We start from the raw sequence: 12,011 nt of genomic DNA on the forward strand, positions 1-12,011 counted from the left end.
GAGCGCCTGTCCGGCTTCCGCACGGGTCAACCGTGCGGAAGCGGGACAGGCGCTCTACTTCGCGGTCCGCGGGAGTGGTCACTTCCCCGGAGCGTCACCCTCCGGCGCGGCCGCCAGCGCCGCGAGCTGGGCCTCCAGGTGGAACACCTCGTCCAGCAGCACGAACCCGGCGTCCGGGTTGCCCTCGTCGACGAAGAACCCGGACATCGCCGCCTGCCACCGCGCGTTCACCTCGGTCGCGGCCATCCCGCGCTGCGCCGCCGCGTAGTCGTCGGTCTCGAGGATCCCGACAAGCAGCCCGTCGTCGCGCAGGAACAGGTGGTAGTCGCGCCAGCCGGTGTCCCGCAGCGCCTCCAGCATCTCGGGCCAGACGGCGGCGTGCGCCGCGCGGTACTCCACGAGCCGGTCCGCCCGCACCCGGGACGTGAAACAGACGCGCGCGCCCGCAGTGTTGCTCGACATGTCCGGCCCTCCGGTTCCTGAGCCGCCGAAGGCGACCCACCCGCCATGAATCGGTTCATAATGTAGCCCGAAGCAAGGAGGGCTCCATGACCCAGCCGATCGCTCACCGCCGAGCATCCATCGCCGACGTCGCCCGTGCCGCCGGCGTCTCCGTCGGCACGGTGTCCAACGTGCTCAACCGGCCCGAACGGGTGCTGCCCGGGACCCGCGAGCGGGTCGAGGCCGCGATCGAGGACCTGAGCTTCGTGCGCAACGGCTCCGCCCGCCAGCTCCGCGCGGGGACCATCACGACCATCGGCGCCATAGTCCTGGACATCGCCAACCCGTTCTTCACCGACGTCGCCCGCGGCATCGAGGAGCGCCTGGACCGCGACGACTTCACGCTCATGGTGGCGTCGTCCGACGACGACCCCGAGCGCGAGCAGCGCTACCTGCGCCTGTTCGAGGAGCATGGCGTGCAGGGCGTCATGGTGGTGCCGGCGACCAACGACATCGATCACCTCCTCGCCGTCCGACGGCGCGGCACCGGCGTCGTGCTGCTCGACCGCCCGTCGTCCGACCCGAGCATCTCGTCGGTGGCCGTGGACGACGTCCGCGGCGGGGAGCTCGCCGCGCGGCACCTCCTGGACGAGGGGCACACGCGCATAGCGTTCCTGAACGGCCCACATACGATCCGGCAGTGCGCCGACCGGCACGAGGGAGTGGTCAAGGCCCTGGTCGCCGCAGGGCTGGACCCGGCGTCCGCGCTGGTGGAGATCACCGTGACCAGCCTCAACGCCGAGGGCGGCGAGGCGGCGATCCGCGGGCTCCTGGAGTCGGGCGACCGGCCCACCGCCGTCTTCTGCGTCAACGACCTGGTCGCGCTGGGCGTGCTGCGCACACTCCGGACGGAGAACATCGCCGTCCCCACCGACATGGCGGTCGTGGGGTACGACGACGTCGCCTTCGCCGCCGAGCTGTCCACGCCCCTGACGTCCGTGCGCCAGCCGACCCACGAGCTCGGCGCCCGCGCGGCCGATCTCCTGCTCAGCGGCCCCGACACGGACGCGGAGCACGTGATGTTCCAGCCGACCCTGGTGGTCCGCGGCTCAAGCTCCCCGTCGGCCACGTAGACGCGGGACGCAGGATGTGACCATGCACTTGCTGCCAGCGACGGCCGTTCTCTGGCAGCAGCTACATGGTCATCTCAGCTGATCAGTCGGGTCATGCCCGCGAGAAACCAGGCAGTGATCGCGGCGAATCTCTCCGGGGCGTCCCGGCGCACGAAGTGCGACGCGCCGTCGACCACTGCGAGGCGGGCGCCGCAGCCGGCGAGCATCCGCCGATGTCTGGCCGTCATGCCCACCTCCGGCGAGATCGACCCGGTGACGACGAGCACGTCCACCCCGCCGGTCGTGAGGCGGCGGACCAGGTCGGGCCAGGGCGGCGTCGGGATGACGTCACCGTGGCGCACGAGGGCCGGGTCGGCGTCGTGCTGCGCCCTGGCCCAGGCGGGCAGCTCGCCCGGATCCCACTTCGGGTGCGCGCCGCCGCCGCGCGCCTCCAGCTCGGCGAGCGGCTGCGCCTGACGAGTCAGCAGGTCCTGATACGCCTGCTCGGCGACCGCCCGGTCCTGGTGCCGCGTGACCGGGAGACGCCAGAACGGGTCCTCGAGCAGCACGCCCGCCACCCGCCCCGGGCGCAGCGAGGCAACGGCTGCCGCGACGCCGCCGCCCGCCGAGTGCCCGAACAGCACGAGCGGTTCGGGCGCAGCCGCCCCGGGTCCGACCTCGGAGCTCAGTTGTGAGCCCGCTCCCGCTCCGCAGCCCGCTCCCGTGCCCACGAGCACGTCGTCGAGGACCGCAACGAGGTCCTCGGTGAGCCGATCGCCCGGGTGCAGCTGATCGGCAGGGTCCCAGCGCGGTGACCGGCCATGTCCGCGCAGGTCAGGCGCCAGCACCTCCCAGCCGCTCGCCGCCCAGACGTCGGCGGCGGCCTGCAGGGTCGGGCCGCTCTCCATGATCCCGTGCACGGCGATCACCGTGCCGCGCCGGGTCCCGCGCGCGGCGGTGCGCGTCACGTGCATCCCGGCTCCGATCACCGCGCGCCCCTTCCAGTCGTGCGAGCACCGTGACGGGGCCGCGGCGCTGCGTGCGCCCGCCCGGAGGAAAGCGCGTTCCATGTCGAAGCAGATGCTCGCACGGTCGAACGGAGGATGTCGATACTTTCCAGGCTGTCAGTCCAGCAGAGTGAATGGAACGCGCTTTCCATTGTTTCTTGACACGGCAGTTCCGGCGCCCCTAGCGTGCACGGTGGAACGAGAGCACGACCACACCTGCACCGAATCTTCGACGAAGAAGAGAGCCCGCCGTGGACCCGAACCCGCACGTCCGGACAGCGCCGGACCCCCGCCACGGCGGGGGTACACGGCGATGAGCACCGACCTCGGCGCCGCGAGCGCCAGCCTCGCGACCGCCGGAAACACCAGCACGGGAAGCGCCAAGACCGGAACCACTCCCACCACGCCCCGCCGCAAAGGACGCCGCCGCGACTACGGCCTCGTCATCCTGGCCGCGCCCGCCGTCATCCTCCTGGTGGTCTTCGCCTACGGCCCGATGGCCGGGCTGGTGGTCGCGTTCCAGGACTTCAACGTGGCCGACGGCGTCTTCGGGTCGCCCTGGACCGGCCTCGACAACTTCGAGTTCTTCTTCACCTCGGGCGGCGCTGGCCGGATCCTGTGGAACACGCTGTTCCTCAACGTCCTGTTCCTGGCCGCGACCCTCGGCGCCGGCGTCCTGCTCGCGATCATGCTCAACGAGATCCGCGGCCGCGTGACCAAGCGGTTGTTCCAGTCGGTGATCTTCGTGCCGTACTTCGTGTCGCCGATCGTCGTGAGCATCTTCCTGCAGGCGTTCCTCGCTGGACCGAGCGGGCGCGGCGGCCTGGTGAACGACCTCACCGACGTCTTCGGGCTGCCGGCGATCTCCTGGTACACCGAGCCCGGCCCCTGGCCGTGGATCCTGACCGCCGTCAAGGTCTGGCAGCTGGGCGGCTACATGAGCGTCATCTTCCTCGCGGCGATCACCGCGATCCCCGAGGAGGTGTACGAGGCCGGCGTGATCGACGGCGCGAGCCGGGCCCAGATGGCGCTGCGGATCACGATCCCCCTGCTCAAGCCGACGGCCGCGATCCTCCTGGTGCTCGGCGTCGGCCGGATCTTCTACGGCGACTTCGGCACCATCTACGCGATCGTCGGCGACAACGGCACCTTGTTCTCCACCACCGACGTCATCGACACCTACGTCTTCCGGGCGCTGCGCACCATCGGTGACTTCGGCACCACCGCCGCGATCGGCCTGTTCCAGTCCGTCATCGGCTTCGTGCTCGTCGTGATCGCGACCCTGGTCCAGCGGCGCTACGCGAAGGAGACCTCGCTCCTATGACCACCGTCGACGCCGTCGTCCAGCGCCCCCGCCCCCGGCCCGTCTCGGCGACGCCGCCCACCGGCCCTCGCGCTCGGCAGCGGCAGCGCCCCGAGACGTTCACCGTCGCCAGCTATGTGGGCGTGATCGCCTTCGCCCTCGTGTGCGTCGTCCCGTTCTGGATGGTCGTGGCCGGCTCCTTGACCGCCGAGTCCACGCTCGCGAAGACCGGGTACTCGTTCTGGCCCGACCCGTTCTCGCTGGACGCGTACACCACGATCTTCGCCGGGTCGCGGGTCTGGCTCTCCTACGGCGCCACGATCTTCATCACCGTGGTGGGCACCGTGATCGCCGTCGTCGCGACGTCGGGCATCGCCTGGGTGATCGCGCGCGGCCTGCCCCTGGTCAGCCGGCCGCTGGCGGTGTTCGCCTACATCCCGATGCTGTTCACGGGCGGCCTGGTGCCCATGTACATCCTGGTGACGCAGGTGCTCCAGCTCCGGGACTCGTGGTTCGCCGTGATCCTGCCCATGGCCATCGCGCCGTTCCTCGTCTTCGTCCAGGTCAGCTTCTTCCGGGCGACGCCGCAGGAGATCCTCGACGCCGCGCGGATCGACGGCGCGGGCGAGCTGCGGATCTTCTTCCAGGTGGTGCTGCCGCTCTCCAAGCCGGTCATCGCCGTCATCGCCCTCTTCTACGCGGTGGCGTTCTGGAACGAGTGGTTCCACGCCCTGCTGTTCATCAGCGAGCCCGCCAGGTACCCCCTGCAGCTCGTGCTCCAGAACCTCATCACAAGCGTCGCCAACGCTGCCGACCTCGGAACGGTGTCCGCCGCGCCCGTCTACCAGATGCGCCTGGCGATGACCGTCATCACCATCGGCCCGATCCTCCTCGCCTACCCCTTCGCCCAGCGCTACTTCGTCAAGGGCCTCACGCTCGGCGCCACCAAGGGCTGAACGGCACTACCCGCCGCACCCCCGTCGCACCACCCACGTCTTTCGAGAGGAAAGCACCATGGCACAGCTCATCGATGCCGCTGGACTGTCATTGCCTGTCTCCCGCCGAGGTTTTCTCGCCGGAACCGGCGGCCTGCTCGCCGCCGCCACCCTCGCCGCCTGCGCCCCCGGAGGGGGCGGTCAGGCCGGCTCCGCGACGTACGCCCACCTGCTGCCCGGCGACGTGCCGGCACAGTGGGACCGCGTCCGCGCGGCCGTCAACACCAAGCTCAAGGCCGACCTCGGCTTCGAGTTCAAGCCCGAGTTCATCAACTGGAAGAACTATGGGGCGCAGTCCCTGCTCAAGTTCACAGCGGGCGAGGACTTCCAGACGGCGCTCTCGGCGCGCTGGCTCAACATCGCCCAGCTCATCGAGTCGAAGGCGCTCGAACCGCTCGACGACGCGCTCGCCAGCGGCAAGTACAAGAACCTCGCGGCCACCATCGACCAGAGCGCGTTCGACGCCAACCGCTGGCCCGACGGCTCGATCTACGGCGTGCCCGCCGTCAACAGTGCGGCCCGCATCCACCACATCGTCGCGCGCGGCGACCTGATCGAGAAGTACGCCGGCGGGAGCATCGAGTCCTTCGACCAGCTCGAGAAGTTCTGGTACGACGTGGTGCAGAAGGAGGGCATCCCGGGGTACGTCAAGAACAACTCGGTCTTCGACGTCCTCGGCGCACCCACCGGCACGCTCTACGCCCAGGGCTGGGAGAGCCCCGACTTCCTCCCGCTCTACTTCTCCAGCGACTCCCTCCTGTTCGTCCCGTCCCGGGACGCGGCGACGACGGGCTCGACCGACGCGGTGCCGTTCTGGGAGTACGAGCCGTACCTCGAGTCCCTGCACCGCGTCCGCAAGTACTACGAGGACGGCGTCATCAACGCCGACCGCCTCAACGCCGACTCGGCCACCATCAAGGCGCAGTTCGACAGCGGCGGCGCGGCCACCACGTGGGGCATCACCGACGGCCTGGACACCTCAGGCCACCTCGACCTGCTCGAGAAGGCGGTCAAGGGCGCGTCGCTCGTGACGCTGCTCCCGTTCCGCGACGGCCTGTCCGCGAAGCCGAACCAGACCTTCCAGGCCGACAACCTCGTCGTCGTGAACGCCGCGGCGGCCGACGTCGGGGCCGCGCTGCAGCTCCTCGACTGGGTCTCCATCAAGGAGAACCACGACCTGCTGCAGTACGGCGAGGAGGGCACCGACTGGAAGGCCGTGGGGGACGACGCGTACGAGCAGCTCGGCGACTACGCGAACTTCCCCGGGTACGCGATGAGCTGGCGCATCCCGCTCGAGCGGAAGTACTCGCGGATGTCCGAGAGCGAGGAGACCTGGTTCGACTGGTCCAAGGACTACGACAACTTCACGATCGACCCCTTCGCCTCGTTCATCCCGGACCTGACCGAGGTCAAGACGGAGCACGCCCAGATCACGGCGGCCGTCACCGAGTTCGGCAACCCGCTGTGGGCCGGGGCGGTCGACGTCGACAAGGGCCTCGACGAGCTGAAGAAGGCCCTCGACACCGCGGGCCTGCCGAAGGTCCAGGAGGAGCTGAACAAGCAGGCCGACGCCTACCTGGCGGCGCAGAAGTAGCAGTCCCGGGGCCGGGCGCGTACCTCCCCCGGCCCCGGGACCTCCCACCTCAGTCCCACCTGAGTCCCACACGAATCCACCCGAGGAGCAGAGTGATCGAGTACGCAGTAGCGGTCGGGTCCGACCGCCTGGCCGGACGGCTCTTCGGCCCGTCGTTCGAGTCGCTGGCCGACGTGCCCGCGCACCGCGTGGGCGATGTCCTCACGGAGCTCGACTCGGACGGCGCCCGCCGGACGCTCGCCCGCGCCGATGTGCTGCTGACGGGGTGGGAGACGCCGCAGCTCACGGCCAAGGTGCTGCACCACGCGCCGCGGCTGCGGCGGGTGATCCACCTGGGCGGCTACGCGGCCGGGCTGTTCCCTGACGGGTCGCCCGGGATCACGACGTCGGACGTCGGGGTGGCCAACTCCCTGCCCGTCGCCGAGTACTCGCTGGCGATGATCCTCCTGGCCAACAAGGACACGTTCCGGGCGCAGCGGCTGTACCGGGAGCGCCGGGCCTTCATCGACCGCGAGGCCGAGTTCGAGGTGTCCGGCAACTACGGGCGGACCGTCGGCGTGGTGAGTGCGTCCCGCACGGGGCGCGCCCTGATCGAGCTGCTGCGGCCGTTCCCGGCGCTCCACGTGCTCCTGTACGACCCGTACGTGTCGGAGCAGGAGGCGGCGGAGCTCGGTGTCGAGCCGGTGACCCTGCCCGAGCTGATGAGCAGGAGCGACGTCGTGACGCTGCAGACGCCGGTGCTGCCCGAGACCGTGGGGCTGATCGACGCCGGCCTGCTCGCCCGCATGCCCGACGGGGCGACCCTGATCAACACGGCGCGCGGCGCGATTGTCGACGCCGAGGCGCTCGACCGCGAGCTGGTCACCGGCCGGATCAGCGCGGCGCTCGACGTGACCGATCCCGAGCCGCTACCGCCGTCGTCCCCGCTGTACGACCTGCCGAACGTGCTGCTCACCCCGCACATCGCCGGCTCGATGGGCACCGAGCTGCGCCGGATGGGCGATATGGCGGCCGCTGACCTCGCTCGATACGCGCGGTCGGAGCCGTGACGGATACGATCGCCGGGCCACTGAAAGACTCACCGGAAGAGGGAGGCGAGCGGCGACCATGAACGACTCGGCGCCTTCTCGGGCCGCGCGCCTCGCCGACGTGGCCGAGCTCGCCGGAGTCTCCGCGGCGACGGCGTCGCGTGCCCTGAACGGGAGCGACCGCGGCGTCCGCGAGGCCAACCGGGCCCGGGTGCTCGAGGCGGCCAAGACGCTCGGGTACACCACCAACTTCGCCGCGCAGGCCGTCGCCAAGGGACGCTCGCGAGGGGTGACGCTGGTCGTCAAGGGCATGCCCGACGACTTCGCCAACCCGATCACGGCGGGCGTGGTGGCCGCCGCGGAGCGACGCGGGCTGCCGTTCACGCTCATCTCGGCCGGCACCGACCCGGCCGACCTGGTCGAGGCCGTGAACCTCGCCCGTGGGCACCGGCCCGAGATCCTGATGATCGCCGGCGGCCGGACCAGCGACGACGCCACGATCCCCGCGCTCGTCGAGGCGCTGCAGCGCTACGAGGCCGAGGGCGGCCGGGTCGTGCTCGTGACGCAGAAGGGCCTGCCCTTCGACACCGTCGCCTACGCCAACCGGCAGGGCGGCTACGACATGGCCACCGCGCTGGTGGGCCTCGGGTACCGCGACTTCGCGGTGATCTCCGGGCTCAGGCACGGCCTCACCCAGCGCGACCGCACCGAGGGTTTCGCGGCGGGGCTGGCCGACGCCGGCATCGAGCTCTCCGCGGACCGCGTGCTGATCGGCGAGTTCGACCGGGACGCCGCCTACGCGCTGACCGGCGAGCTGCTGCGGCGCAACATCGCGGTGGACGCCGTCTTCGCCGTGAACGACGCCATGGCCCTCGGGGTGCTCACCTTCCTGCGCGACTCGGGGGACCCGAAACGCGTGGCGGTGGCCGGGTTCGACGACATCAAGGCGCTGCGCGACGTGACGCCCGCCCTGACCACGGTGCGGCTGCCCTGGGAGCAGGTGGCCGACGAGGCGCTGGACCTGGCCCTCGGCCCACGCGGCGACACCCCGCGCACGACGGTGGTCAAGGGCCACGTCATAGTCCGCGAAAGCACCCCGCCGAGGTAGGCGGCTCCGCCTCGGGAGTTGACCACCGCTCCGGTGAACGCCGACCGGTAGATCGCGGCGACCAGCTCCAGGGTGCCAGCCGTCGGCACAGCCCAGCCGTCAGCTCAGCACGGCCTCGAGCTCTGCGGCCACCGCGTCGACAAACCCGTCCGGGGTCCCGGCGGGAAGCAGCCCCGGCAACGCGAGGAGCGCCCGGAGGTCCTCCTCCGCGCCGGCCAGCCCCGCGACGTCGCCCAAACCATCGGACCCGCCCGGCACCTCGGCGGCGCTGACCAGCGCCATCAGCTCCTCGGCCCGCGGGTCGTCGACGCCCTCCCCGGAGTGCGTGCGAAGTCGGACGAACTCGGCCCAGGAGGCCAGGCCGAACGCCACGCCCAGGGGCTCGCGCCCGGCGGCCAGCGCGTCCGCGAGGACGCCGCCCCACCGGAACGGGATCTTCTGGGTGCCGTCCATCGCGACCTGGGCCGTGGTGTGCCCGGTGTGCGGGTTGGCGAACCGGGCCAGGATCTGCTCGCCGTACTGGCTCAGGTCCAGGCCGTCGGGCGGGGAGAGCGTCGGCAGCGCGTCCTCGAAGAGGTACTGCCGGGCGCGCTCGGCGATCCGCGGGTCGGTCACGGCCTGCGCGATCGTCGTGTGCCCGCCGAGCCACCCGGAGTACGCGACCAGCGAGTGCGTCCCGTTGAGGAGCCGCAGCTTGGCCTGCTCGAAGGGCGCCACGTCCTTGGTGAGCGTCGCGCCCGCCGCCTCCCACGCGGGGCGCGGCCCGGCGAACCGGTCCTCGATCACCCACTGCGCGAACGGCTCGCCCACCACGAGGCCCTCGTCCCGCACGCCGAGCGCCCGCTCCACCTCGTCGCGCTGCGCCGGGGTCGTCGCGGGCACGATCCGGTCCACCATCGAGCAGGGGAACGTGACGCGCGCGTCCAGGAAGGCGCGCAGGGCGTCGCCCTCGGCCCCGGGCAGGCCGGCGTCCACGGCCTCGCGCACCAGCCGCTCGAGCACCCGGCCGTTGTCCACCATGTTGTCGCAGGTCAGCACGGTAATGGGCGCCCCGGTGGCGGCCCGCCGCGCGAGCCCGCGCACCAGCAGCCCGATAGCCGAGACGGCGGCCCGGGCCTCCAGCCCGGACCCGCCGGGCGTGCGGGGTTCGACGCCGGCACCGACCTCGTGCTCGGCGGCCAGGGCCGCCAGGTCCCCCGCCACGGAATCGAGATCGAGGGAGCCGTCCGGCGTCCGGGCATAGCCCTTCTCCGTGATCGTGAGGGTGACCACGTGGGTCGACGGCGCCGCGAGCGCCGCCAGCACGCGCTCGGTCTCCTCGGCGGGGTAGGCGACGTCGACCACCGAACCGATCAGCTCGACCGTGGACTCGTGCTCCCCCGCCGTGAGGACCGCGTAGGCCCCGCCCTGGGGGCGGAGCTGGTCGCGGACCGTCGCGGACCGCTGGGTCACGCCGAGGATCCCCCACGAGGTGTCGCCGGTGGCGATCGCCGCCCGTTCCGTGTAGACGGCCTGGTGCGCCCGGTGGAACGCCCCGATGCCGAGGTGGACGATGCCCACCGCCGTCGGCCGCACGGGCGCGTCGATCCCTACGGGGACGCGGTCCCTGTGCAGGCGGTCGTCAGTCATCGCGTGTCTCCTTCACCTGTGCCACGAGCTGCGTCGGGTTCACGAACCGCAGCGCAACCGCGAGCATGACGAGCATGGTCGCTGTATAGATCACCGACATGGCCGAGATGAGCTGCCTCGCCTCGCCACCGCCGGCGGCTGTCATGCCACGGTAGATCGCCACGACGAGTGTGTCCGATCCAGGGCCCGACACGAGGAAGGTCAGCTCGAACAGGCCGACGGTCCGGACGAGCACGAGGATCGCCGCCGCGAGGATACCTGGGACGAGCAGGGGCGCGAGGATCCGCGTGAAGACCTGCCAGGTCCGCGCCCCGCACATCCGGGCCGCCGACTCGATGGCGGGGTTGATCTGCTCGATGAACGGCGTCATGGTCAGGATCACGAACGGCACGGACGGGACCAGGTTGACCAGGACGACGGCGGTCAGCGTGCGGCCCAGCCCGAACGAGTACATGACCGTCGCGAGCGGGATGCCGTACGTGATGGGCGGCATGAGCACCGGCAGCAGGAACAACAGCATGACCGCGCGCTTGCCCGGGAAGTCGCGGCGGGCCAGCACGTAAGCGGCGGGCACGCCCACGGCTATGGAGATCACCACGACGAGCACTGCCACGCCGACGGTGACGCCGATGACCTCGCCCAGGGCGAACCGGTCCCAGGCTTCGGTGTAGCGCTCGGTGGTCAGGCCGTCGGGGAACCAGGTGTCGAACCACTGGCGTCCGAAGGAGTCGACGACCACCGCGATCAGGATCCCGAGCAGGAACACCGCGAACGCGGTCACGCCGGCCCACACGAACCAGGTGGACGGACGGGCGGCGAGCGGCCGCTCCAGCGTCGAAGTCGAGGCGGCCATCAGCCCTTCCCTCCCGTGGTCCCGCGGTACAGCAGCGACCGCAGTCCGAGCACGGCGACCACGACGATCAGCTCGACCGCGCCCATCATGAGCGCGATGGTGGACGCCATCGCGTAGTCGTTCTGTTCCCCGAACGCCCGGAACGCCATGAGCGACATGACGCGGGTCTCGCCCATGGCGTCACCGACCAGCCGCGCCGACGGGAAGACGGAGAACGCGAGCACGAACGTCAGCACGAACGTGGTGGCGAGGCCGGGGGCGAGCAGCGGCAGGACGATCCGCCGGAACCGCTGCCACCAGCCCGCGCCGAGCGTCTTCGCGGCCTGCTCGAGCGACGGGTCGATGCCCGACAGGTAGGACGAGATGAGCAGGAACGCGAACGGGAAGCCGGTGATCACCAGGGAGAACATGACGCCCAGGTAGTTGTTCACCAGCTTGAGCGGCTCGTCGATCAGCCCGATCTCCAGCAGCGCCCGGTTGATCCAGCCCTGCCGTCCCGCGAAGATCAGCAGGCCCTGCGCGGTGAGCACGGTGCCCAGCGTGATCGGCAGCACGAGCAGCGACGTCAGCAGCCGCTTGCCGCGGAACCGGTGCCGCAGCACCATCGCCACCGGGACGGACGCCAGCACGTTGAACAGCGCCGCGGGCAGCGCGAGCCGCATGGTCAGCCCGACGGAGTCGAACACGAACGGGTCGCGGAAGAACGCCACGTAGTTCGCGAAGATCCCGCCGCCCCACTGCTCCCGCATCGCCGCCGTCGGCTGGATGGTGAGCCCGATCCCGTACGAGAACGGGTACACGAACAGCGCGAGCGCCACCACCAGCCCCGGCACCAGCAGGAGCAGGGCCGGGTCCACCCCCCGCTCGGCCAGCCGGTGCCGCAGGCTCGCGGTCGCGCGCCCCGGCCGCTGCCCGACGCCGCTCACGTCCCCCACCCCATG

Annotated in this window: 11 protein-coding genes; 6 read left to right on the top strand and 5 right to left on the bottom strand. The window is 71.2% G+C overall.

Translation table 11 applies throughout. From position 1 onward, the window contains the following. Window positions 1-78: 78 nt before the first annotated feature. Entirely contained in the window at window positions 79-462 is a 384-nt protein-coding gene (locus tag ACFT2C_RS21325) for an L-rhamnose mutarotase (protein WP_377209087.1), read from the bottom strand. A gap of 86 nt (window positions 463-548) precedes the next feature. Between ACFT2C_RS21325 and ACFT2C_RS21330 the strand changes: the two genes are divergently transcribed. Further along, complete coding sequence (locus tag ACFT2C_RS21330) at window positions 549-1,574, top strand: LacI family DNA-binding transcriptional regulator (RefSeq protein WP_377209088.1); 1,026 nt, start codon at window positions 549-551, stop codon at window positions 1,572-1,574. Window positions 1,575-1,648: 74 nt separating this feature from the next. On the opposite strand, the gene ACFT2C_RS21335 is transcribed toward ACFT2C_RS21330, so the two are convergent. Further along, on the bottom strand, window positions 1,649-2,542 hold the full coding sequence (locus tag ACFT2C_RS21335) for an alpha/beta hydrolase (protein WP_377209089.1): 894 nt from the start codon (window positions 2,540-2,542) through the stop codon (window positions 1,649-1,651). Window positions 2,543-2,873: 331 nt separating this feature from the next. Here ACFT2C_RS21335 and ACFT2C_RS21340 point away from each other — a divergent pair, with 331 nt between their 5' ends. The 5 genes from ACFT2C_RS21340 to ACFT2C_RS21360 all read left to right on the top strand — a co-directional run bounded on the left by ACFT2C_RS21340 (window position 2,874) and on the right by ACFT2C_RS21360 (window position 8,588). Further along, window positions 2,874-3,884 carry an ABC transporter permease gene (locus ACFT2C_RS21340; protein ID WP_377209090.1) on the top strand — a complete coding sequence of 337 codons (1,011 nt, stop codon included), beginning with the start codon at window positions 2,874-2,876 and terminating at the stop codon, window positions 3,882-3,884. Then, entirely contained in the window at window positions 3,881-4,819 is a 939-nt protein-coding gene (locus ACFT2C_RS21345; RefSeq protein WP_377209091.1) for a carbohydrate ABC transporter permease, read from the top strand. The genes ACFT2C_RS21340 and ACFT2C_RS21345 overlap by 4 nt, the downstream gene beginning before the upstream one ends. A 58-nt stretch (window positions 4,820-4,877) precedes the next feature. After that, complete coding sequence (locus ACFT2C_RS21350; RefSeq protein WP_377209092.1) at window positions 4,878-6,452, top strand: ABC transporter substrate-binding protein; 1,575 nt, start codon at window positions 4,878-4,880, stop codon at window positions 6,450-6,452. 92 nt (window positions 6,453-6,544) lie between these two features. Then, window positions 6,545-7,501: a hydroxyacid dehydrogenase gene (locus ACFT2C_RS21355; protein WP_377209093.1), complete on the top strand. Its 957-nt coding sequence runs from the start codon at window positions 6,545-6,547 to the stop codon at window positions 7,499-7,501. Window positions 7,502-7,559: 58 nt separating this feature from the next. Beyond that, entirely contained in the window at window positions 7,560-8,588 is a 1,029-nt protein-coding gene (locus ACFT2C_RS21360; protein ID WP_377209094.1) for a LacI family DNA-binding transcriptional regulator, read from the top strand. A gap of 99 nt (window positions 8,589-8,687) precedes the next feature. On the opposite strand, the gene ACFT2C_RS21365 is transcribed toward ACFT2C_RS21360, so the two are convergent. The 3 genes from ACFT2C_RS21365 to ACFT2C_RS21375 are packed head-to-tail and all read right to left on the bottom strand — an operon-like array spanning window position 8,688 to window position 11,996. Next, window positions 8,688-10,217 (bottom strand): mannitol dehydrogenase family protein, encoded by a 1,530-nt coding sequence (locus ACFT2C_RS21365; protein WP_377209095.1) that lies wholly within the window; start codon window positions 10,215-10,217, stop codon window positions 8,688-8,690. After that, window positions 10,210-11,070 (bottom strand): ABC transporter permease, encoded by an 861-nt coding sequence (locus tag ACFT2C_RS21370; protein ID WP_377209096.1) that lies wholly within the window; start codon window positions 11,068-11,070, stop codon window positions 10,210-10,212. The genes ACFT2C_RS21365 and ACFT2C_RS21370 overlap by 8 nt, the downstream gene beginning before the upstream one ends. Further along, window positions 11,070-11,996 (bottom strand): ABC transporter permease, encoded by a 927-nt coding sequence (locus ACFT2C_RS21375; protein WP_377209097.1) that lies wholly within the window; start codon window positions 11,994-11,996, stop codon window positions 11,070-11,072. Before ACFT2C_RS21375 ends, ACFT2C_RS21370 begins: the two co-directional genes overlap by 1 nt. Window positions 11,997-12,011: the final 15 nt, after the last annotated feature.

This window comes from Promicromonospora sp. NPDC057138 (assembly GCF_042670845.1).
Lineage (GTDB): Bacteria > Actinomycetota > Actinomycetes > Actinomycetales > Cellulomonadaceae > Promicromonospora.